The 22,438-nt window shown below is 68.9% G+C and carries 20 protein-coding genes and 1 pseudogene; 8 read left to right on the top strand and 13 right to left on the bottom strand.

Annotated elements, in window-relative coordinates; translation table 11 throughout:
• Positions 1-67: 67 nt before the first annotated feature.
• The 3 genes from IHD13_RS15855 to IHD13_RS15845 form a co-directional block, all read right to left on the bottom strand.
• Entirely contained in the window at positions 68-1,513 is a 1,446-nt protein-coding gene (locus IHD13_RS15855; protein WP_195862005.1) for a GntP family permease, read from the bottom strand.
• Complete coding sequence (locus IHD13_RS15850) at positions 1,510-2,580, bottom strand: patatin-like phospholipase family protein (protein ID WP_195862004.1); 1,071 nt, start codon at positions 2,578-2,580, stop codon at positions 1,510-1,512. The genes IHD13_RS15855 and IHD13_RS15850 overlap by 4 nt, the downstream gene beginning before the upstream one ends.
• An 88-nt stretch (positions 2,581-2,668) precedes the next feature.
• Positions 2,669-2,848, bottom strand: a complete 180-nt coding sequence (locus IHD13_RS15845) for a PLDc N-terminal domain-containing protein (RefSeq protein WP_195862003.1) — start codon at positions 2,846-2,848, stop codon at positions 2,669-2,671.
• Positions 2,849-2,994: 146 nt separating this feature from the next.
• Here IHD13_RS15845 and IHD13_RS15840 point away from each other — a divergent pair, with 146 nt between their 5' ends.
• Together IHD13_RS15840 and IHD13_RS15835 are read left to right on the top strand one after the other, a co-directional pair.
• Positions 2,995-4,809: a monovalent cation:proton antiporter-2 (CPA2) family protein gene (locus IHD13_RS15840; RefSeq protein ID WP_195862002.1), complete on the top strand. Its 1,815-nt coding sequence runs from the start codon at positions 2,995-2,997 to the stop codon at positions 4,807-4,809.
• On the top strand, positions 4,796-5,143 hold the full coding sequence (locus tag IHD13_RS15835) for a Fis family transcriptional regulator (RefSeq protein WP_195862001.1): 348 nt from the start codon (positions 4,796-4,798) through the stop codon (positions 5,141-5,143). Before IHD13_RS15840 ends, IHD13_RS15835 begins: the two co-directional genes overlap by 14 nt.
• An 18-nt stretch (positions 5,144-5,161) precedes the next feature.
• Here the strand turns inward: IHD13_RS15835 and IHD13_RS15830 are convergent, their stop codons facing one another.
• From IHD13_RS15830 to IHD13_RS15805, 6 genes are all read right to left on the bottom strand, one after another.
• The gene (locus IHD13_RS15830) at positions 5,162-7,447 is read right to left on the bottom strand and encodes an ATP-dependent DNA helicase (protein WP_195862000.1); all 2,286 of its coding nucleotides are present in this window, start codon (positions 7,445-7,447) and stop codon (positions 5,162-5,164) included.
• Entirely contained in the window at positions 7,444-9,108 is a 1,665-nt protein-coding gene (locus IHD13_RS15825) for a VRR-NUC domain-containing protein (protein WP_195861999.1), read from the bottom strand. The genes IHD13_RS15830 and IHD13_RS15825 overlap by 4 nt, the downstream gene beginning before the upstream one ends.
• A gap of 33 nt (positions 9,109-9,141) precedes the next feature.
• A complete protein-coding gene (locus IHD13_RS15820) occupies positions 9,142-10,185 on the bottom strand; it encodes an NAD(P)H-dependent flavin oxidoreductase (protein ID WP_195861998.1) in 1,044 nt (347 codons plus the stop codon).
• Positions 10,186-10,276: 91 nt separating this feature from the next.
• On the bottom strand, positions 10,277-10,951 hold the full coding sequence (locus IHD13_RS15815; protein ID WP_195861997.1) for an SDR family oxidoreductase: 675 nt from the start codon (positions 10,949-10,951) through the stop codon (positions 10,277-10,279).
• Positions 10,952-11,011: 60 nt separating this feature from the next.
• Positions 11,012-12,310: a hypothetical protein gene (locus tag IHD13_RS15810; RefSeq protein WP_195861996.1), complete on the bottom strand. Its 1,299-nt coding sequence runs from the start codon at positions 12,308-12,310 to the stop codon at positions 11,012-11,014.
• Between the two features lie 99 nt (positions 12,311-12,409).
• Complete coding sequence (locus IHD13_RS15805) at positions 12,410-13,087, bottom strand: HAD family hydrolase (protein WP_195861995.1); 678 nt, start codon at positions 13,085-13,087, stop codon at positions 12,410-12,412.
• 197 nt (positions 13,088-13,284) lie between these two features.
• On the opposite strand from IHD13_RS15805, the gene ugpB reads away from it, so the two are divergent.
• The 5 genes from ugpB to IHD13_RS15780 all read left to right on the top strand — a co-directional run bounded on the left by ugpB (position 13,285) and on the right by IHD13_RS15780 (position 18,292).
• Positions 13,285-14,604, top strand: a complete 1,320-nt coding sequence (gene ugpB, locus IHD13_RS15800; protein WP_195861994.1) for a sn-glycerol-3-phosphate ABC transporter substrate-binding protein UgpB — start codon at positions 13,285-13,287, stop codon at positions 14,602-14,604.
• Positions 14,605-14,665: 61 nt separating this feature from the next.
• Positions 14,666-15,550 (top strand): sn-glycerol-3-phosphate ABC transporter permease UgpA, encoded by an 885-nt coding sequence (gene ugpA, locus IHD13_RS15795; RefSeq protein WP_195861993.1) that lies wholly within the window; start codon positions 14,666-14,668, stop codon positions 15,548-15,550.
• 20 nt (positions 15,551-15,570) lie between these two features.
• Positions 15,571-16,419, top strand: coding sequence for a sn-glycerol-3-phosphate ABC transporter permease UgpE (ugpE, locus tag IHD13_RS15790; protein WP_195861992.1), 849 nt, complete (start codon positions 15,571-15,573; stop codon positions 16,417-16,419).
• A gap of 2 nt (positions 16,420-16,421) precedes the next feature.
• Positions 16,422-17,495: a sn-glycerol-3-phosphate import ATP-binding protein UgpC gene (locus tag IHD13_RS15785; RefSeq protein ID WP_195861991.1), complete on the top strand. Its 1,074-nt coding sequence runs from the start codon at positions 16,422-16,424 to the stop codon at positions 17,493-17,495.
• Positions 17,492-18,292 (top strand): inositol monophosphatase family protein, encoded by an 801-nt coding sequence (locus IHD13_RS15780; protein WP_195861990.1) that lies wholly within the window; start codon positions 17,492-17,494, stop codon positions 18,290-18,292. The genes IHD13_RS15785 and IHD13_RS15780 overlap by 4 nt, the downstream gene beginning before the upstream one ends.
• 57 nt (positions 18,293-18,349) lie before the next feature.
• On the opposite strand, the gene IHD13_RS15775 is transcribed toward IHD13_RS15780, so the two are convergent.
• From IHD13_RS15775 to IHD13_RS15760, 4 genes and pseudogenes are all read right to left on the bottom strand, one after another.
• Positions 18,350-18,619, bottom strand: coding sequence for a hypothetical protein (locus IHD13_RS15775; protein ID WP_195861989.1), 270 nt, complete (start codon positions 18,617-18,619; stop codon positions 18,350-18,352).
• A gap of 194 nt (positions 18,620-18,813) precedes the next feature.
• Positions 18,814-19,262 (bottom strand): annotated as a pseudogene (locus IHD13_RS15770) (GNAT family N-acetyltransferase).
• Positions 19,263-19,300: 38 nt separating this feature from the next.
• Positions 19,301-19,918, bottom strand: coding sequence for a LysE family translocator (locus IHD13_RS15765; RefSeq protein ID WP_195861988.1), 618 nt, complete (start codon positions 19,916-19,918; stop codon positions 19,301-19,303).
• Between the two features lie 1,391 nt (positions 19,919-21,309).
• Positions 21,310-21,546: a M48 family metalloprotease gene (locus IHD13_RS15760; RefSeq protein ID WP_230086372.1), complete on the bottom strand. Its 237-nt coding sequence runs from the start codon at positions 21,544-21,546 to the stop codon at positions 21,310-21,312.
• Between the two features lie 140 nt (positions 21,547-21,686).
• On the opposite strand from IHD13_RS15760, the gene IHD13_RS15755 reads away from it, so the two are divergent.
• Positions 21,687-22,438 (top strand): IS1380 family transposase (locus IHD13_RS15755; protein WP_195861987.1); only part of this gene is annotated, 752 nt, incomplete at its 3' end.

Raw genomic sequence — 22,438 nt, 5'->3', positions numbered from 1 at the left:
CCCCGGTCTCTATTTCCCCGACGCCTCGGTTCTCGTGACCGGGGCGTCGGCGTCTCGGGGTTGAGTGCTAGAAGGCGCCGAACAGGCTCCCCAGCAGGATCAACAGCCCCAGCGACAGCAGCGGCACCAGCACCGCCACCACGGCGATATCCAGGTAGGACTCCCGGTGGCTCAGCCCGCAGATGGAGAGCAGGGTGATCACGGCGCCGTTGTGGGGCAGCGCATCCAGGCCCCCGGTGGCCACGGCGGTGACCCGGTGCAGCAGCTCCGGGGCGATGCCGGCGGCCTGCCCCATGGCCAGGTAGGTCTCCCCCAGGGTCGCCAGGGCGATGCTCATGCCGCCGGAGGCGGAGCCGGTCATCCCGGCCAGCAGGTTGACGGCGATGGCCAGGGAGATCAGCGGGTTGTCGCCCCCCAGGGAGGTGACCCAGCCACTCAGGGTCTCGAAGGCCGCCAGGGAGGCGATCACCGCGCCGAAGCCCACCAGGCTCGCGGTATTGAAGATCGGCAGCAGGGCCGCGTTGGCACCGCTGTCCAGGCTCCCGGTCAGCCCCGGCAGGCGCCGGCGATTGGCCAGGATCAGCGCCCCGATGGCGATCACCAGGGCGGCGATCACCGACCAGAGCCCGCGCAGCGCCTCGATGCCGGTGGCCCCGAAGCGGGGCTCGGCCAGGTAGCCGGTCTCCATGGCGGGAATCACCCAGGCGGTAAACACCAGGTTGAGGGCGATCACCAGCACGATGGGCATCAGCGCCAGGGGCAGGCTCGGCAGGCTGGCCGGGAGCGGTGTCGGGGTGACCTCGGCCAGGTCGAAGCCCTCCCCGGCGGCCCGCTCGCGCAGCGTCGACGTGGCGGGCAGGGCGTCCTCGTGGGCCCCATAACCCTCCCCTGCCGATCGCGCCCGGCGCGCCCGATGGCTGAGCCAGGCCTGGCCCAGCCCCAGCATCGCCAGGCCGGTGATGATGCCGAGCCCCGGGGCGGCGAAGGGCGAGGTGCCGAAATAGGGCATGGGAATGGCGTTCTGGATCGCCGGGGTCCCCGGCAGGGCGGTCATGGTGAAGGTGAAGGCGCCGAGGGCGATGGTGGCGGGCATCAGGCGCTTGGGCAGGTCGGCGCGGCGAAACAGGGCCGCGGCGATGGGGTAGACGGCGAAGGCCACCACGAACAGCGAGACGCCGCCATAGGTCATCACCGCGCAGGCCAGCACCACCGCCAGGATGGCCCGGGCCTCCCCCAGGCGGGCGACGATGGCCCCGGCCAGCACCTCGGCGCTGCCGGAATCCTCCATCAGCTTGCCGAACACCGCCCCCAGCAGGAAGAGCGGGAAGTAGCTGATCACGAAGCCCCCGGCGGCCCCCATAAAGACCTGGGTATAGCTGGCCAGCAGCGGCGCCTGGGCCACCAGGGCCACCAGCATGGCCAGCAGGGGCGCCAGCAGCAGCAGGCTCAGGCCCCGGTAGGCCAGGTACATCAGCAGACCCAGGGCCACGACGATGGCGATGATCGCGATCATGGCGCTTCCTCCCCCTCGGAGGCCCCGGCCAGGGGGCGGAAGGTGTCGGAGAAGAGGCGATCCAGGTCGAAGGTGGAACGCTGGCCGATCGCCTCGAAGTGCTCCGCCAGCCAGGCATCCGCCCAGGCGCGCCCCTGGGCGAAGAGCCGGGTCAGGAAGTCCCACTCGGCGTTCATCTTGCTGGAGGCGCTCAGGCCCTCCACCTCCTGCTCGCAGTGGATCAGGTGCAGGCGCATGGCCCGGTAGCTCTCCAGCGTCAGTCCCTCCGCCTCGATCAGCCGCTGCAGCAGCTGGATGCTGCGCAGCTCCTTGACCAGGCTGGAGTTGAAGGTGATCTCGTTGAGGCGGTTGAGGATCTCCCGGGCGCTGCCCGGCAGCCGGCGGCGCACCAGGGGGTTGATCTGCACCACCACCAGGTCGCGGCAGCCCTGGTCGTCCACCAGGGGGTAGAGCGCCGGGTTGCCGCTGTAGCCGCCGTCCCAGTAGGCCTCGCCGTCGATCTCCACGGCCCGGTAGAGAAACGGCAGGCAAGCGGAGGCCATCAGGGTCTCCACGCCGAGGTCGGGCTGACGAAAGATGGTGGCGCGACCGGTGCGCACATTGGTGGCGGTGACGAAGACCTTGACCTGGGTGCAGGCATTGACCCGGTCGAAGTCGATGCGCTCCGCCACCAGGTCCCGCAACGGATTGATATCCAGGGGGTTGAGGTAGGCCGGGGCGACCAACTGGGTGAGGTTCTCGAAGAAGAGGTAGCTGGGCGAATGGTCGAGGCTGTCGTTGCCGATCAGCCGGTCCCAGAGGCTGCGCTGGATGGGCGAGAAGCGCGCCGCCTCGCTGACCGCCTGCCAGAAGCCGGCCAGGGCCTCCCGGGCCCCCTCGCGTCCGCCCCGCTGCAGGCCATCCGCCAGCACCACCGCGTTCATGGCCCCGGCGCTGGTGCCGCTGATGCCATCGATCTCGAGGCGCTCGTCCTCCAGCAACCGATCCAGCACGCCCCAGGTGAGGGCCCCGTGGGAGCCGCCGCCCTGTAGCGCCAGGTCGATCCGCTTGACCGCTCGCTTGGCCATGCCGCCTCCTTGTCCAACCGCGAATATTGCGGTGCAGTATAGGCGCCCATGCTGCGCCGCAGCAAGGAGGAGAAAGGCTCGCCCGACGCTATCCCTTGGGTCCCAACAGCAACCAGGCGATCAGGCCGATCAGCGGGAAGAACAGCAGGATCAGGATCCACAGCAGCTTGGCCACCGGCCCCGCCCCGCTCTTGGCCACCTTGACGATGGCCCAGATGATGATGATCAACCAGATCAGCCCGAACAGGCCGGCCACTTCGATCCCCATGGTCACACTCCTTTGTGGGCGCTCATAGGACTTCAGGAGTAGCACGCTTTCGGCGTCAGGCACAATCGCGGCGCCGTCCCGGCTTGGCATCTCCGGTCCCGGCCGCCATTATCATCCCCTGTCATTCACCACCGGAGCCCCTGACCTTGGCCGTCGACCTGCTGCTCAATGCCGCCATCTTCCTCGCCGCCGCCGTGCTGATGGTGCCCCTGTTCAAGGCCCTGGGGCTCGGCGAGGTACTGGGCTACCTGGTGGCTGGGGTGATCATCGGCCCCTCGGTGCTGGGGCTGGTGCCGGACGCCGAGGGGGTGCTGCAGTTCTCCCAGGTGGGCATCGTCTTCCTGCTCTTCGTGATCGGCCTGGAGCTCAAACCGGCGCGTCTGAGGGTCATGCGCCGGGCGGTGTTCGGCTTCGGCAGCCTGCAGGTGACCCTGACCACCGCCTGCCTGGCCCTGGCCGCCTGGTGGCTGGGGCTCTCGCCCCTGGCGGCCCTGGTGGTCGGCTTCAGCCTGGGGCTCTGCTCCACGCCCCTGGTGCTGCAGCTGCTCGGCGAGCGCAAGGAGCTCTCCACCCGCCAGGGCCGCAACGGCTTCGCCCTGCTGCTGTTCCAGGACCTGGCGGCGATCCCGGTGCTGGCGGCCATTCCCATCCTCGCCGCCGGCTCCCTGCTGGCGGCGGGCCCCGGGGTGCTGCTCAAGGAGACGGCCCTGGCGCTGGGCGCCTTCCTGGGGCTGATCCTCGGCGGACGCTACCTGCTGCGCCCGCTCTTTCACCTGGCCGCCCGCACCAAGAGCCGCCAGGTCTTCACCGCGACCACCCTGCTGGTGGTGATCGGCGCCGCCCTGCTGATGGAGCTGGCCGGCCTCTCCATGGCCCTCGGCGCCTTTATCGCCGGGGTGCTGCTGGCGGACTCCGAGTATCGCCACAGCATCGAGGCGGATATCGAGCCCTTCCGCGGCCTGCTGCTGGGACTCTTCTTCATGGCGGTGGGGATGATGGCGCAGATCGGCCTGTTGGCGGAGATACCGCTGACGGTGCTGGGCCTGACCCTGGGGCTGCTGCTGCTCAAGGGCGCCAGCCTGGTACTGGCCAGCCGCCTCTACGGCGGCTCCTGGAAGGAGGCCACCGGCCTCGGGGTGCTGCTCTCCCAGGGCGGCGAATTCGCCTTCGTGCTGCTCACCGCCGCCGCCACGGTGGCCCTGCTCGACCGCGAGCTCACCGAACTGCTGGTGCTGGTGATCTCGCTCTCCATGGCCACCACCCCGCTGCTCTACGGCGGCTATGCCCGCTGGCTGCGCCCGCGTTTCGCCAGGGCACGCAAGCGGCCCGGCTACGACACTCCCGAGGACGATGCCCCCCAGGTGATCATCGCCGGCTTCGGGCGCTTCGGGCAGATCCTCGGCCGGGTGCTCCAGGGCCTGCAGATCCCCTATACGGTGCTGGATATCAACGCCGAGCAGGTCGATTTCGTGCGCCGCTACGGCAACAAGGTCTACTACGGCGACGCCGCCCGCCTCGACCTGATGAGCGCCGCCGGCGCCGACAAGGCACGCGTCCTGGTGCTGGCCATGGACGATATCGAGGCCTCCATGCGCATCGCCGAACGGGTCCGGCGACGCTTCCCCCAGCTGCGCATCTTCGCCCGGGCCCGCAACCGCTACCACGCCCACCTCTTGATGCGCGCCGGCATCCACGACCTGGTCCGCGAGATGCTTCCCGCCAGCCTGGAGCTGACCCGCGAGGTGCTGGTCGCCCTCGGCCTGCCCCCGGAGCAGGCCGACCACGGCGTGGCCACCTTCCGCGACCACGACGAGCAGACCCTGCTGCGCCAGTTGGAGGTATTCGGCAACGAGAGCCAATATATTCAGACGGTCCAGGAGGCGGCCCGGGAGCTGGAAAGCCTCTTCGAGGCCGACGAGGAGATCGCCACCCCAGCCGGAGGCCCCGATGCGAAAAACTGACAAGCAGCTCGACAACCGCTTGCGCGGTGCCCTGATGGAAGTCTGCGAACTAGCCCTGGAGAGCGTGCCTGGCTTTCGCTGGCTGACCCACCTGGCCGACTACCGGCGCTTCCCCGACAGCCTGCGCATCGTCTGCGTCTTCGACAGCGACGACGCCCTGGCCCAGGCCCGGGAGGCCCGGGAAGACGACTACCTCTGTCAGCTGCTCCAGGCCAAGCTGGCCGCCGCCGCCATCAAGCCCGCGGCGCTGCGCCGTCAGGTCCAGTTCGACAGCGAGGAGGCCTGCCAGCGGGAGCACCAGGGCAACTGGAAGCGGCGCCTCAACGACGCCTGACGCCTCACTCCTCGAGCTTCACGCCCCCCACCATTCGGGCAGCAGGGCCCGTACCTCGGGCCGGGCGAAGCGTTCGTCCATCAGCACCACCACCCCCTCGTCCTCGGGGCCGCGGATCACCCGGCCGGCGGCCTGCACCACCTTGGTCAGGCCGGGGATCCGGTAGGCGTAGTCGTAGCCGCGCCCGAAGCGCGCCTGGAGCCGCGCGCGCAGCGCCTCGTTGAAGGGATCCGAGGGCGGCAGGCCCAGGGTGGCGATAAAGGCGCCGATCAGCCGCTCCCCGGGCAGGTCGATGCCCTCGCCGAAGGCCCCGCCCAGCACCGCGAAGCCGATGCCCCGGCCCCCGGGCGCGAAGCCCGCCAGGAAGGCCTCCCGGGCCGCCTCGTCCATGCCGCGGGTCTGGCCGCGCTGGGGAATCTCGGGATGCGCCGCGGCCAGCGCCTCCCGGGCCACCTCCAGGTAGGCGAAGCTGCTGAAGAAGGCCAGGTAGTGGCCCGGGCGGCGTCGGTACTGGTCGGCGAGGGTGGCGACGATGGGCCCCAGGGAGGCGGCGCGATCCGCCAGCCGGGTGGAGATATCGCTGCGCGCCCGCACCTCGAGCTGCTCGGCGCGAAAGGGCGCGGGCACCGTCTGCCAGACGCTTCCCGAGGGCAGGCCCAGCAGGTCCCGATGGTAGGCGGGCGGGCTCAGGGTCGCGGAAAAGAGCACCGTGCAGTGAGCGGCGGCGAAGCGCGGCGCCAGGAAGTCCGCCGGTATCAGGTTGCGCAGTCCCAGCCGGGCACGGCCCCGGCCGCGGCGCTCCAGGTCGCACAGGGAGTGGTCGCCGAAGCGCTCCGCCAAGCGGCCGAAGGCCAGGGCCTCGAAGAGCAGCTCCTGCCACTCCCCCTGGCCGGGGTGTTCCACCAGGTAGTCGCCGAGACGCGCCACCAGCCCCTGCAGGGCCCCCAGCAGGCCGCCGGGCAGGCTCTCGAGGACCCCGTAGGCGGGATGCCGCACCGAGCCCTCGGCGACGCCGCTCTCCCGCACCAGGGCCTGCCACTGGCGGCTTAACCGCGCCAGGGGCGGCTCGAGCATCCCGGGTGCGTTTCGCTTCAGGCGATTGAGTCGTGCCTGATCCAGCTCGGCGCTGTACATACCCCGGGCGCGCCCCACCAGGTTATGGGCCTCGTCGACCAGCAACCCCAGGCGCCAGCCGTTGGCCTGGGCCAGGCCATGCAACAGCGCCGTGTCGTCGAAGTAGTGATTGACGTCGCCGACGATCACATCGCACCAGCGGGCCAGCTCCTGGCCCAGGTAGTAGGGGCAGACCCGATGGGCCAGGGCCAGCTCGCGAAGCGCCTGGCGATCCAGCCAGCCCCGGGCCACCGCCGCCCGACGCGCCGCCGGCAGGCGATCATAGAAGCCCTCGGCCAGGGGGCAGGCCTCGCCCTGGCAGGGGGTGCCGGGATGCTCGCAGGCCTTGTCCCGGGCGATCAGCTCCAGCACCCGCAGCGGGGGGTCGCCCTCGGCGGCGCCCAGGCTGGCCAGGGCATCCAGGGCCAGGCGCCGCCCCGGGGTCTTCATGGTCAGGAAGGCCAGCCGATCCAGCTCCTGGCGAGGCATGGCGGTAAGCAGCGGGAAGAGGGTGCCCAGGGTCTTGCCGATGCCGGTGGGGGCCTGGGCCAGCAGGCAGCGGCCGGTGGCGGCGGCCTTGTAGGCGGCCTCGGCCAGGGCCCGCTGGCCGGGGCGGAACTCGCCATGGGGGAAGCGCAGTGTCGCCAGGGCCTGGTCCCGGGCGCGACGATGGGCCGACTCCTGGCGGGCCCAGGCCAGGAAGTCGCGGCAGCGGGCGAGGAACTCCGCCTCCAGCTCGGCGGCCGCCACGGTCTCGTCGAGGCGGGTCTCCTCGCCGCTGGTGATCTCCAGGTAGACCAGGCGAATCGTCACCCGGGCCAGCCCCTCGGCGCGACACAGCAGGGCCCCGTAGGTCCGCGCCTGGGCCCAGTGCAGGGCGCGCTGGTTAGCGGCCTGGCGGCTCAGGTCGCCGCGGTGGGTCTTGATCTCCTCGAGACAGGCCTCCCCGGGGGCATAGCCGTCGGCGCGACCGCGCACCAGCAGGCGCACCCCCTGGGCGACAAACTCGCCCTCCAGGGGCAGCTCGGCGCGGTAATCGCCGCCGCGGCGAGCCACTACCCGGGCATGGCCGGCGATGCCCTCCCGGGCGCTGGGCGCCGGGGTAAAGCGATGGTCCAGGTCGCCACGCCGGGCGGTGAAGTCGCATAGCGCCCGCACCGCCACCCGATAGGTCAGCGGCTCGTCACTCATGCCCAGCGCACCTGGCAGACCGCCGCGGGGATACCCTCCCGGTGGAAGAAGGCGAGCCAGCGGCGCTGGTTGTCCTGGAGGCGGTCCCCGGGCCCCTTGACCTCGATCAGCCGGTAGCCACCCCGCTCGGGGAAGCACTGGATCAGGTCCGGCAGGCCGGCCCGATTGGCCTTGAGATCCGCCAGCAGCCGCTCGAAGCAGGCGCGCAGATGGGCCGGCGGCAGGCTCGCCAGGGACAGCTCGAGGAGTGCCTCATCGAGCAGTTCCCAGGCCACGAAGGGCGAGGCCAGGCCCCGCTTGGCCGCCCAGGTGGCGCGGATCGCCTCCCGGTAATCACCCTTGTCCAGGCGCGCCAGGCAGGCGTCGAACAGCGCCCGGCGACGGGTCACGAAGTCGGGGCGGTAGAGGTCGGCGGGGCCGCTCTGGAAGGGGTGGAAGAAGGCCCCGGGCAGGGGCGCGAAGATCGCCTCCCAGCAGAGCAGGCCGAAGAGGCTGGTGAGCAGGCCGTTCTCCACGTAGCGCACCGGCGCCTCGGGCGTGGCGAGGTGCTCGGCCACCGCCCGCTCCACGCCGCCGCTGACCGCCTGGGGCAGGGTCAGGGTCAGCCGCTCGGGGGCGGGTTCCGGCGGCGCCGGCGTGACCGCCAGCCCCAGGCGCTTCTCGAGGCGCGGCACTAGCCGTGCCAGGGCCTGGCGCTGGGCCTCGCTGGCCGGTGCCGCCAGGGCGGGCCGGGCCAGATCCAGGGCGCGCCGATGCTCGCCGAGGCGCTCCAGCAGGCGCAGCCGACGCACCAGGGCCTCGTCCTCGCCGCCCTGGGCATAGAGACCGAGGGCCAGCTCGGTCTCGCCCTGCCGCTCGGCCTCCCGCCCCAGGCGCAGGGCCAGGCGGCAGCGTCGCGCCGCCAGCCAGGGGTTGGCCGCGGTCGGCGGCAGGCTCTCGGACAGCGCCTCGGCCAGGTCACTCACCGCCTCCCCCGCGTCCAGACGTTCCCCCAGCCGATGCAGGGCCAGGTAAGCGTCCAGCTCCTCGGGATGCCGGAAGGCCCGGGACTCGGGACCGAAGGGCACCGTCTCGAAGCGCTGGTGGCCCAGCTCCGTCAGCACGAACTCCGACCAGTCCTGGCGCAGGTTACCGAAGAACATCAGCCGCAGCCGCTCGCAGGTCGCCATCGCCGTGAGGCGTACCAGCCGATCCGGGGCCTCGGGCCACCAGGCGGCGTAGCGTCGCGGCGCCGGCACCAGTTCCGGGAGCCGGTCGCTCAGCTCCCCCTTGGTGGCACGGCCCAGTCCCGCCTCGGCGAGGGGCGTCGCGAAGGCCTGGCGCAGCTCCGCCAGGCGCAGTTGCCGGCACAGCTCCTCGACGTCGAGCACCGGATCCGCCTCCACCAGGCCCGAGGCGATCAAGGGCGCCAGGGCGGCCTCGGTATCGCCGATCTCGGGGTAAGCCAGCCGCGAGGTGCGAAAGTGCTCGCCGCGGCGCATCACCAGGCGCACCAGTAGCGCCTGGGCGGCCTCGGGCAGGGCGGTGAAGCGCGTCAGGAAGTGACGCTCCTCGTCCCCCAGCAGGTCATCGTAGCGCGCCGCCACCCAGTCCAGGGCGGCGCGGAAATTGGCCAGGTAGTAGCGGGGATCGCTCAGGGGGGCGATGGGAAGACTGTTCATCCATCCATGGTAGCAGCCCCCCGGGAATCTCGGCTATCGGCTGCCTTGTGCCAGTTGCCGGGTCAGCTCGGCGACGGGAATAGCCCGGCAGCCGGTCACGTTCTGGCCGGCCCAGAGCGGGCTGAAATCGCCGCTGCCCCGAGCCTCGGCGGTAGCGCGCAGGGGCGCGATGGCGGCGGTGGCCAGGGGGAAGGATGGCGGAGCGTCACTCAAGGGGCCCAGCTCGCGCATCAGGCGATTGACGATGCCCCGGGCCGGACGCCCGGAGAAGAGGGTGGTCAGGGCAGTATGCCGGGCCGCCTCGCTGGCCAGGGCGGCACGATGCACGGCACTCGTAGTGGCCTCGGGGCAGAGCAGGTAGGCGGTGCCCACCTGGGCGGCGCTGGCGCCCAGCGCCAGGGCCGCCCGCACGCCCCGGGCATCGCCGATGCCACCGGCGGCGATCACCGGGATATCCAGGGCCGCCACTAACTGGGGCAGCAGGGCGAAGGTGCCCAGCTGTCTGGTGAGGTCGTGATCGAGGAAGTGGCCGCGATGGCCGCCGGCCTCCAGCCCCTGGGCGATCACCGCATCGACACCCCGGGCCTGCAGCCAGAGCGCCTCCTCCAGAGTGGTGGCGGTGGAGAAGACCCGCGCGCCCCAGGCCTTGACCCGCGCCAGCAACGCCGCCTCCGGCAGGCCGAAGTGGAAGCTCACCACCGCCGGGCGATGGGCCTCCAGCACCTCGCAGGCCGCCGCATCGAAGGGACGCCGCCCCGGGCCCGCCGGCACCGCCTCGCCATCGAGCCCCAGCTCCCGATAGTAGGGCGCCAGGGCCCGGCGCCAGCGTGCCTCGGCGGCCGGGTCCGGGACGGGTGGGACATGGCAGAAGAAGTTGACGTTGAGGGGCCCGTCCCCTTCCCGGCCGTGACGCGCCAGGGCCGTATCCAGGCCCTGGCTATCGAGCATGGCGGCCGGCAGCGCCCCCAGGCCGCCCCCCTCGCCCACCGCCAGGGCCAGCTCGATGCCCTGGGAGCCCGCCATGGGCGCCTGGAGGATCGGCACGTCGATACCGAGTCGCTTGCAGAAGTCGTTCATCCCTGTCTCCTTATCGAGTCCAGGGAGAGCCTAGCGCGGATGACGGTAGCGGCCCAGGCGACCTTGGGCGGGCCACCCCGAGCCAGTGCCTCTACCAGGGCAGCGCCTCGCCGCTGCTATGCCAGAAGCCGCCGCTGGTACGCAGGGTCAGCTCCTCGATGCGTTGGGCGATACCGGCGGCGGCCTCCTCGGCATCGATCAGGCCACCGAAGTTGACCATGCGGGTCTTCACGTAGCCCGGGTGGATCTGGGCCACGGCGATGCCGCGGGGCTTGAGGTCCACCGCCAGGGACTTGCCGAAGGCGTTGAGGGCCGCCTTGGAGGCGCGATAGCCGTAGCGGCCGCCGGAGTCGTTGTCGGCGATGGAGCCCATGCGGCTGGTGATATTGGCGATCTTGGCGCCCTCGCCCAGGTTGCCCAGCAGCGCCTCGCTGACTCGCAGTGGCGCATAGGCATTGATCTCCATCTGTTCGCGGATCGATTCGAAGTCGATCTCCCCGAGCGCCTCGTCCTTGAGCAGGCCGGCGTTGTTGATCAGCAGGTCCAGGCGGCGCCCCACCAGCTCCCGCTGCAACCGGGTCACGTCCTCGGGGCGGGTCACGTCGATGCCCTCGATCAGCGTCTCGGCGATCTCGGCGAGTTCGGCGGCCGCCTCGCCGCCGCTGCGGCAGACGCCGATCACCGCCCAGCCGGCAGCGTGGTAGTGGCGGGCCAGGGCCAGGCCGACGCCGCGATTGGCGCCGGTGATCAGTACGGTGGAAGTCATCTCAACTCCGGGGTGGGAAAGTGGGCGATACCCTAAAGGTGGGGGGCCGGGCCACCGACTTCAAGCGCTGCCCGGCTCGCCGGGATGCCAGCGCTTCAGGTGCTCGGCATGGGTCGCCAGGTAGGCCCCGGGTTGGTAGTGGCGATCGTAGAAGTCGGTATCCAGGTGCACCGCCTGGACGAAGCCCGGTAGCACGATGGTGGTGAAGGCGCCGGGGAACTTGCCGTGCTTGTCGTGAATGTACTGGGCCACTTCCCCCAGGCAGGCCTGGAACTCCTCCGAATAGGGGGTGACCCCGCCCTTCACCTCGCGGCTGCGCCGCCAGGGCCCCGGGGTGGTGGCGTCATAGGCCCCGCCCGGGCCGAACTTGCGGTCCACGAAGGCCGCCACCGCCGCCCGCATGTCCGGGTAATAAGGCGGGCAGAGCGCCTCGTAGCGGCCATCGAGCCCCACCGGGTTGGGCAGGGTCCAGCGGGCGTCGCGCACGAAGCGAAAGCCGGCGCCGACGATGCCCTGGTCGGCGAAGGCGCCCAGGAGGCTCCAGCGATTGAGGCCATTGAAGTAGAGGCCGCCGAGGCCCATGGCCTGCATCATCAGCACCATGTTATGGCCCATCATCGCCAGTTCGGCGCAGTTCCCCTCATAGGCCATCTGCTGCAGCACCGAGAGGGGCACGCGCTTCTCCTCCTGGAGCAGGCCGCTGCGCTGGAAGGGCGCCAGGTCGCCGGCGGGACGGCCGAGCTCGTCATCCATGGGGGTGTTGCCGTTGCCGATGGCCATGGCCAGCAGCGCCAGCACCTGTTCGCTGGCGTCACCGATGGGCATGAACAGGGTCGAGCCCGGCGCATTGGCCATCCACAGGTTGGGCTCGAGCATATGCGGTGGCGCCGCCGGCAGATCGAGGCGCTGGGGCGAGAGGGTCTCGATCCGGTCGCGCATCAGCGCCAGCAGTCGCGCCACATCGTCCTCGCCCCGGTACTCGCGCATCCCCTCGGGAGGAAGGTCCCGGGTATTGAGGAAATGGATGCCGTCGTCATCGGTGAACAGCAGCGCCGGGGTGCCGAAGCCCCCGGCGGTGGGCGCGGTGCGCCCGCCATAGCGCAGGGTGTAGTGGGCATGCTCGTCGGGCCGGTCGGGGCCGTGGGGCACCCCGAAGCTCCAGCCGCTGACCCCGGTGCCGGCGAGCAGCAGCAGGTCGCGCTCCAGTTCCGAGAGCGGCAGTGGCGCCTGGCGGGAGCGGTAGGCCAGCGGCCCCGAGGGCAGCTCCATGCCCAGGCCGAAGCGCCGCGCGCGACGCCCCAGCATGGCCTCGAGGAGGGGGTAGTGGAACAGTTCGTTCAGGAGGTCGGACGACGCCATGGCTACGCCTCCTCGGTGGGAGTCCGGTCGCACCGCCTGGCGCGACGCCTTGCAGACAGTGTAGCCACCACCCTGCCACGCCCCCACCCTCTCATCCGGCTAACCGGTCAGCGCCATGGAACCGCGCCAGTCGAGCCGCGGCCAGCCCTCGGCGCGGGCCACCTCGGCCAGTACCGGGTCGGGATTGACCGCCACCGGGCGATCCACCCGGCTGAGCAGCGGCAGGTCGTTATGGGAGTCGGAGTAGAAGCTGAGGTGGCTGGCGACGCCCCCCTGCTCCGCCAGCCAGGCCTCCAGCCGGGTCACCTTGCCGCCGCGATAGGAGAGCACCCCGGTGGTGGCGCCGGTATAGCGCCCGTCCACCACGGCCGGTTCCACGGCGATCACCTCCGCGATGCCCAGCGCCGCCGCCACCGGCGCTACCAGGTGCCGCGACGAGGCGGAGACCACCAGCAGGCGGTCGCCCCGGGCGCGATGCTCGGCGACCCGCGCACGCCCCTGGGCGAAGAGCCGGGACTCGATACGCGCCGCCACGAAGGCCGCCACCTCGGCGCTCACTTCCTCCATATGACGCCCGGCCAGGGGCGACAGAGTCAGGGCCAGGTACTCCTCCAGCTTGAGGCGGCCGGCATGGTAAGCGGCCTGCATGGCCTGGGTGCGTGCCAGGAACTCGCCGGGGGCGGCGATCCAGCCGCGCTCGATCATCCAGGCGTTCCACAGCTCGCTGCAGTCGCCGTCCAGCAGGGTATCGTCGAGGTCGAAGAGGGCGAGGCGCATGGCATCCTCCAGTGGCCCAGGGTTCAAGGTGGGCCGTAGCCTGCGCCCTTCCCATGACAGCGGCGTGACGGCGTTCATGGCACCGTCATCCCCGCGACACGGCCTTGCCACGCCAGCGTCATCTTGGGCCGCTAGTGTCGGCGACGTTTCATCTCGATGACCGACCCCCGGGTCGCCGCTGACGCAAGGAGCGCTTCATGTCCGTACGTTCATTGAAAGGCCTGGCCGCCGGTATCGCCGCCGCCAGCCTGTCGCTATCCGCCCATGCCACCGTCGAGGTGCAGTGGTGGCACGCCATGGGTGGCGAGCTCGGGGAGATCCTCGAGAACCTCACCGAGGAGTTCAACGCCGCCCAGGACGATTACCGGGTGCGTCCCAGCTACCGGGGCAACTACACCGAGACCATGACCGGCGCCATCGCCGCCTTCCGCGCCGGCCAGCAGCCACACATCCTGCAGGTCTTCGAGGTGGGCACCGGCACCATGATGGCCGCCGAGGGGGCCATCTATCCCATCCATGAGCTGATGGCGGAGCAGGGCCGTGCCCTCGACCAGGACGCCTTCCTGCCGGCGGTGGTGGGCTACTACACCGACACCGACGGCAACCTGCTCTCCTTCCCCTTCAACTCCTCCACGCCGATCCTCTATATCAACCGCGACGCCTTCGCCGCGGCGGGCCTCGACGGCGCCCCCGAGACCTGGGAAGCGGTGGCCGACTACTCCCGCCGGCTGCGCGAGAGTGGCGCCGCCAACTGCGGCTTCACCACCTCCTGGCCGAGCTGGGTGATGCTGGAGAACTTCTCCGCCATGCACGATTCGCCCCTGGGCACCCTGGAGAACGGCTTCGCGGGTTTCGAGACCGAGCTGGTCTTCGACAACGACCTGGTCGCCCGCCACTGGGACAACCTCAAGGCGTGGCAGGACGAGGGGGTCTTCCGCTGGGGCGGCCCGGGGCCGGGAGATGACGCCGCGCCGATGTTCTATGCCGGCGAGTGTGCCATGTTCTTCGGCTCCTCCGCGGCCCGTGCCGGGGTGCTGGCCAATGCCGACTTCGCGGTGGACTACGGCATGCTGCCCTACTACGCCGAGGCCGAGGGGGCGCCCCAGAACTCCATCATCGGCGGCGCCACCCTCTGGGCCATGCGGGGCCATAGCGACGACGAGTACGCCGCGGTGGCCGCCTTCTTCGACTACCTCTCCCGGCCCGAGGTGCAGGCCGAGTGGCACCAGCGCACCGGCTACCTGCCGATCACCCAGGCCGCCTGGGAGCTGAGCGAGGCCCAGGGCTTCTACGCCGAGAACCCGGGTACCGATATCTCCATCCGCCAGATGACCCTCAACCCGCCCACCGAGCACTCCAAGGGGCTGCGCTTCGGTAACTTCGTGCAGATCCGCGACCTCATCTCCGAGGAGATGGAAGCGGTGATGAGCGGCCGCAAGAACGGCGAGCAGGCCAGCGCCGACGCGGTGCGCCGCGGCAACGCCCTGCTGCGCGACTTCGAAGCCGCCAACCGCTAAGCCCCCTCGCGCTCCCTCCCCGCGAAGGGGGCGCCTGTTTCCCGTCGTTTCGAGCCTTCCGATGCAAACCAAGCGCATGACCTTTCCCGGGCGCTGGCTGCCCTATGCCCTGCTGGCGCCCCAGGTGATCGTGACCCTGATCTTCTTTATCTGGCCGGCGGCCCAGGCCCTCTATCAGTCGCTGCTGCGGGAAGACGCCTTCGGCCTTAACACCACCTTCGTCGGCCTGGAGAACTTCGCGCGGCTGTTCGCCGACCCCTACTACCTCAACGCCCTCTCAGTCACGGCCATCTTCGCCCTGGGCACCACCCTGCTGTCGATGTCGATGGCGCTGCTGCTGGCGGTGACCGTCAACCGCATGCTGCGTTCGCGCAACGCCTACACCACCCTGCTGGTGTGGCCCTACGCCATCGCTCCGGCCATCGCCGGGGTGCTCTGGTGGTTTATCTTCAACCCCTCCATCGGCATCGTGCCCTATCTGCTCGAGATGCTCGGCTATCGCTGGAACCACCGCACCTCCGGGGCCGATGCCATGGCGCTGGTGATCATCGCCGCCGCCTGGAAGCAGATCGCCTACAACTTCCTGTTCTTCCTGGCCGGGCTGCAGTCGATCCCCCAGTCGCTGATCGAGGCGGCGGCCATCGACGGCGCCAGCCCGTTCAAGCGCTTCTGGACCATCGTCTTCCCGCTGCTCTCGCCCACCACCTTCTTCCTGATGGTGGTCAATGTGGTCTACGCCATGTTCGACACCTTCGGGGTGATCCACGCCACCACCCAGGGCGGGCCCTCCCAGGCGACCAATATCCTGGTCTACAAGGTCTACGCCGATGGCTTCGTGGGCATGAACCTGGGCAGCTCCGCCGCCCAGTCGGTGGTGCTGATGACGATCGTCATCGCCCTCACCGTGGTGCAGTTCCGCTATATCGAGCGGCGCGTCAATTACTGATCCCGAAAGGAACCTCAGCTATGGTCGAACATCGACCCTGGAGCCACCTCGTTGCCCACCTGATCCTGATCGCCGGGGTGGCCCTGGTGCTCTTCCCCGTCTATATCGCCATCGTCGCCTCCACCCAGGGGCCGGGGGAGTTCCTGCGCGGCACCCTGCCGCTGGTGCCGGGCGGCCATGCCCTGGAGAACTACCGGGCCATGTGGGAGAGCGGCCTGTCCCGGGCCGGGGCGCCCCCCGCCGGGCAGATGCTCGTCAACAGCCTGGTGATGGCGCTGGCGATCACCGTCGGCAAGCTGTCCATCTCGCTGCTCTCGGCCTTCGCCATCGTCTACTTCCGCTTCCCCTTCCGGCTGTTCTTCTTCTGGGTGATCTTCGTCACCCTGATGCTGCCGGTGGAGGTGCGCATCATCCCCACCTTCCAGGTGGTCGCGGACCTCGGCATGCTCAACAGCTTCGCCGGGCTCTCGATTCCGCTGATCGCCTCGGCCACCGCCACCTTCCTGTTCCGTCAGTTCTTTATGACGGTGCCCGAGGAGCTATTGGAAGCCGCCCGGGTGGATGGCGCCGGCCCCCTGAAGTTCTTCAAGGACATCCTGCTGCCCCTGTCGGTGACCAATATCGCCGCGCTGTTCGTGATCATGTTCATCTACGGCTGGAACCAGTACCTCTGGCCGCTGCTGATCACCACCGACCCCGACTACTACACCATCGTCATGGGCATCCAGCGCATGACCACCGCCGCCGATGGCGACCCCCAATGGCACCTGGTCATGGCCGCGGTGGTGATGGCCGCCCTGCCCCCGGTGCTGGTGATCCTGTTTATGCAGCGCCTGTTCGTGAAGGGCCTGACCGAGACGGAGAAATAAGCATGGCAAGCATCAAACTGGCCGGCCTGAAGAAGACCTACGCCGGCGGCGTTCAGGCGGTGAAGGGCATCGACCTGGCCGTGGCCGACGGCGAATTCGTGGTGCTGGTGGGCCCCTCGGGCTGCGGCAAGTCGACCCTGCTGCGCATGGTGGCGGGGCTCGAGACCATCAGCGAGGGGCAACTCGAGATCGGCGGGCGGCGAGTCAACGAGCTGGAGCCCGCCCAGCGTGATATCGCCATGGTGTTCCAGAACTACGCCCTCTACCCGCACATGACGGTGTTCGACAACCTGGCCTACGGCCTCAAGAACCGCGGCTTCAAGGGCGACGAGATTCGCCGCCGGGTGGAGGAAGCGGCGCGGATGCTGGAGATCGAGGCCTTCCTGCCCCGCAAGCCGCGCCAGCTCTCCGGCGGCCAGCGCCAGCGGGTGGCCATGGGCCGCGCCCTGGTGCGCGAGCCCGCCGCCTTCCTGTTCGACGAGCCGCTCTCCAACCTCGATGCCAAGCTGCGGGTGCAGATGCGGGTGGAGATCAAGCAGCTCCAGCGCCGCCTCAAGACCACCAGCCTCTACGTCACCCACGACCAGCTCGAGGCCATGACCCTGGGCGACCGCCTGGTGGTGCTCAACGGCGGGCGCATCGAGCAGGTGGGCACGCCCATGGAGATCTATGCGCGGCCCGCCACGCTCTTCGTGGCCACCTTTATCGGCTCGCCGGCGATGAACCTGGTGCCCCTGGCGTACCTGCGCGAGCGAGGCAATGGCCTGCTCGGCGACCTGCCCGAGGGCACCGACCTGATCGGCATTCGCCCCGATGACCTGCGCCTGGAGGCCCCCGAGGCGCCGCACCTGATGGTGGAGGCCACCCTGGAGCTGTTCGAGGCCGCCGGCGCCGAGAGCCACCTCTATGTGCGGCTGGCCGGCAGCGACCAGCCCACGGTGATCCGCACCGCCGGCCAGCCCCCGGTGGCCGAGGGCGAGATGCTGCGCTTCTACGTCACCCGGGACGCCCTGCACCCCTTCCACCGGGAGAGCGGCCGGCGCACCGACGACCCCAACCGACAGGCGGCCGCATGACGCTCCCCACTCCGCTGATCGACACCCTCAAGCTCGCCGCCCGGGCGGCCGGCGAGCTGCTTCGCGAGGGCTACCAGGGTGGCAGCCCCATCGCACTCGAGCACAAGGGCCCCTCGGACTTCGTGACCCACTACGACCGGGCCGCCGAGCGGGCCATTATCGAGACCATCCGCCGGGCCCACCCCGGGGTAGGTTTCCTCGGCGAGGAGACGGGGGCCAGCCCCGCCGAGGGCACGGGCCCCACGGTGATTATCGATCCCCTGGATAGCACCAATAACTTCCTGCACCGGCTGCCCCACTTCTCGGTCTCCCTCGCCGTGCGCGAGGGCGACACCCTCACCCATGGCGTGGTCTACCAGCCACTGCTAGACGAGATGCTCTGGGCGGTACGCGGCCGAGGCGCCTTCCTGAATGAGCGCCCCCTCGCCCTGCCCCCGGCCCGTCCCTTGACCGAGATGCTGGTCGCCACCTGCCTGCCCTATCACGCCAAGGGCGACTGCGCGACCAGCCTGGCCCAGCTCGCGGCCCTGATGCCACGGGTGGCGGGCCTACGCGTCCCCGGCTCGGCAGCCCTCGAGGTGGCCTATGTGGCCCTGGGCCGCGCCGACGCTTTCTTCTCCCAGGGCGCCCGGCTCGATCTGTGGGATATCGCCGCCGGCCTGGTCATCGCCCGGGAGGCGGGCTGCGCGGTCAGCGACCTGGCCGGCGAGCCGTCACTCGCCGAGTGGCAGAGCCTGCTGGTGGCCCACCCCGAGCGGCACGGCGAGCTGCGCCGGCTACTGAACGAAGCGCCCTGAAGCCCCGCCATCATCCGGCATCAAGGTAACGGGGAGCGCGGCCTCCCGTGATGTCGATCACTCCTGATAGGGCTCGTCAGAGCGCGGGGCATCGGGCGCCTGCTCGTCCAGGGACTGGCGATACCGGATACAGCCCCGCAGGAATTCCGGCCAGGCCGGCACCACCGGCAGCGAATCCGTCGTCTCCGGCAACAGGCGCCAGAGCGCCGGATGATGCCAGCAGAGGTCGTGTCCACTGCAGTCCCGATGCTCGCGGATCGCCTGGCGCAGTCGCTTGACCTCCTCCAGCAGCTGCTCGCGCGTCATCCCGCTAAGGTCCTCGTCCATAGCCACCTCCTGACAGCCCCTACCCCCATCACCCCAAGCCTAGCCGGATGGCGACCCCAGGGCCCGGGGCGCCAGGGATCCGGCGAAGGCGCCAGCAGCTCGATCGGAAAAGGAAGCTGAGTGATTCTCCCCGGCTTTCAGAGAGGCCGAGGACAGGTGCCCTTTGCCGCCACGCCACCTCGACGAAACGAAGCTCACTGCTCCAGTGCCTTGCGATAACGCACCGCCCGCTCCACTTCCGTGAAGCCGAGGGCCTCATGCGCCCGCTGCGAGCCCCGGCTCTCGAGCAGGGCATCCGAGGCCAGCTCGCGGTAGCCGCGCTGCCGGGCCCAGGCCTCGCCGGCCTGCACCAGCGCGGCCCCGATGCCCAACCGCCGCGCCTGCGGCTCGACGTACCAGCCTTCCAGATAGGCCACCGGGCTGGTGTCGCAATCCTCGGCATAGGGACGCGTGCCGAACTCGGCGAAGCCCGCCAGGCCTCGCCCCCCCCGGGCCATTCGGCGACGAGGACCACCGCGTCCGGACGCGCGAGCCACGCCGTGGCCTCCGCGACCTCCGTCTCCCGGGGAATCTCCGGCCAGAGGGCCCGACGCATGCGCAGCCACTCGGCGAAGTCACTGGATCGATACGCTCGTATGTTCATGAAGCCCACGACCTCCCGCTGAGAGTCATTGGACCGGCTCAACCCTTGGCGACCAGGAAGGCCCCGGCGGCGACCATCAGCGAACCGGCGGAACGGTTGGCGCCCTTCATGGCGCGCTCGGTCTGCAGGAAGCGGCGGGCACGGGAGGCGCCGGAGGCCATCAGCATCAGCCCCGCCATCAAGCCGACGAAGGTCAGGCCCATCACCAGTCCCATGTCGCTACGGCCCAGGGCGGTGAGATCGATAAAGGTGGGCAGGAAGGCGATGTAGAAGAGGATCACCTTGGGGTTGGAGGCGGAGATCAGGAACCCCTGCAGGAAACCCTTTATGGTATCCACCCGCCGCTGCTCGGGTGCCAGGGGCTCGGCCTGCACCGGAGCGGTCCACATCCTCCAGCCCAGGTAGAACAGGTAGGCGGCGCCGAGGTAGCGAATCACCGTAAAGGCCTCGCTCCAGTTCTCGGCGATGGCCGCCAGGCCGTAGAAGGCCAGCAGCAGGTAGATCAGGTCGCTGGCGGTCATGCCCAGCGCCAGGGAGACGCAGGGGCGAGCCCCCGAGGCCATGCCGCGAGCCAGCAAGGCGAAGACCCCGGGCCCCGGGGTCACGGCGAAGACGAAGATGGCGACGAGGTAGAGCAGCGCATTTTCCAGGGACATGGGCTTCCTGCCGGGCATATCGAAGGGGGGGCCGTCACGCTATCACGCCCCGTGATAGCCGTCTTCCTCGGGAGCCGATGGGCAGGGTCTCACCAGTTCCCCAACTGAATCGCCGCCCTGCGCGAATCAGTTGCGAGAACGCCTGCAGACCTACGCCGCCATCGAGCGGGAGTGGTTCAGTGCCCCCCATCGCTAACACCGGCCCAGCGCGCCCTGGCACACCCTGCGCCTGGGACAGCGTCTTACCGAGACCTGGCTGGAGTAGATCGAGGAAGCGATGGAGGAAGGGAAAGAGTGACGAGTCACCTCGGCTGCCAAGGGCGGCCGAGGTTATTGGGGAGCGACTATCGGCCAGCAGCAGTCAATCGGCCATGGTCAATATACTGCCAGAACTAGTCGTCACTTGGCGCGTCGATGAAGCACTTGAGCCATGAATTCCCCTCGGACAATGGTTCGCACCATGGACCCCTACATTCTGGGACCACCCCCCTAGTCAGCCAAGGCGAGAGCGGAAATGAAATCTAGAACACCCATCAACTTAGCTTTCTAGTAACCGTGCAGTGGCACACATCACCATCGATGCTATCAATGCGAACAACAACTGGTCGGTCCTCGGCCGGGTCTTCGGTAAACAGGAGCCAAGTATTGGAGTCGAGCGCCCGGACATATTCCCTTCCCACCTCAGGCTCCTTCACCTGATCCGTGCCAATCTTTGTGGTCATGCCAACCTCAAGTCGCCTTATATCTTGCATGGACGTCTCCTATGCCAAGGGAAAACTGAATTACCACCTGAAAGGTGTCGGCTATGGTGCATAAAATCGGCTTGATCCATACCATCAGGGTAGACTAACGCTCCCCATTCGGCCATGAGCGAATCTTAAGCATTACCTGCTACTTAAGAGCAGGTATCAGCACGCATTCCCGAGTACTTTCTCGCTCGAACTCCTCAACAACCCCATGCCTTGGCGTAGCGGACACATCAATAGCACGCTCTGGATTTACATCCATGTGATAGTACCGACCTATTGACCACTCATTAATCATCCCGACATATCCTAGCTCAACAACCCTGCGCCCCTCTCTTATATCAACCCAAGACACTTCCATATGAATGACAACTCGCCTGAAAACCTAACACTCTTCAAAAAACCATTAAAAAAATAAAAATATTAACTCAATCAAACACTGAAAATATTGTTTTGAATGGCTGCTTCGAGCCGTTATCCGCCATTGACCCCACCACCCTATGCCTAGCAGTACCCCTCACCCTAGCTCAACCACGTTGGATTGCTAACGCCAAGGTATCAGCCGATGTTATCCAGCACGGGGCATCGAGTTTCGAACGGGGAGGGGAATACCGGCGAGGCAGGGGATGCCTCGCCGGAGAGCGCTTAGCGCTCGGCGTTGAGGCGGTCGCGCATGTTCTCGGCGCGGTCACTCGACCCCGGGTGAGAGGAGAGAATGGAACCCTCGCCACCATCGAGGCTGGCCAGCTTCTCGAATGCGGTGACAAGGCCCTCGCGAGAGACGCCGCGTTCTCCCAACAGGTCGAAGGAGAAGTTGTCTGCGGCAATCTCTTGTCTCTGCGAGAACTGGGCGTTGATGAACTTCTCGCTCAGGTCACCCAACTGAGAGTCGGAGAGCAGGGCAACCGTGGCATTACCCCTGCTTATTCATGAGGCCAGCCTGAAAACGAAGATAGCGGATGGTATTCTCTTGAGAAATCAGAACGTTCCGGCAAGAACCTGATTCCAGAGGACCATCCGCTATGGGTGAAAGCCTATCCACCTGGACGCCCTCGTGCAACGGCTCTGTTCGTGTCGAGCTGAGCGGCCAGCGCACCACCAGCGACTGCGGGGCGCTGCTGCTGCGTGACGCCCTCGACAACAGCGGCGTGATCGAGGCACTCGAAGACAATCTGGTCGATCGGCGCCATCCGCTGCGCATCCGTCATTCACTGGCCAGCCAGTTGCGCACCCTGGTGCTGCAGCGCGCGATGGGCTGGATCGATCTCAGCGATACCGACATGTTGCGTCGTGACCCGCTCTGGCAGCTGGCCTGCAGCGATGCGCGCGGCATGACGCCCCTGGCCCAGGACCGGCCGTCTCAAGCCACGTTGTCGCGGCTGCTGACCTGCCTCGGCCGTAACGACAACATCGACGCCGTGCACGAAGGCCTGCTGCGATTAGTGATCTGGCGCCTGACCTCGCTGAAGAATGGCGAGCGCCCCAAGCAGCTGACGCTGGACATCGACGGCCTGCCGATCGAGGTCCATGGCCACCAGGGCGGCTCGGCATTTCATGGACTTTACGGGGCCCGAATCTACTCGCCCTTGGTGGCCTCGCTGGCCGAAACCGGTGACATGGTGGGCGGTCTACTTCGCGAGGGTAACGCCGGCCCGGCCGAGAATGCCGATACCTGGATTCCCCACTTGGTGCGGCGGCTCCACGAAAGCGCCGGGGCCCAGGTTCGAGTGCGTATCGATGCCGGCTTCACCGACAATGACACGCTGGAGGCGCT

The sequence above is a fragment of the Halomonas sp. 328 genome (genome assembly GCF_015645095.1).
GTDB lineage: Bacteria > Pseudomonadota > Gammaproteobacteria > Pseudomonadales > Halomonadaceae > Bisbaumannia.
This window is presented reverse-complemented; position numbering and strand designations above follow the sequence as displayed.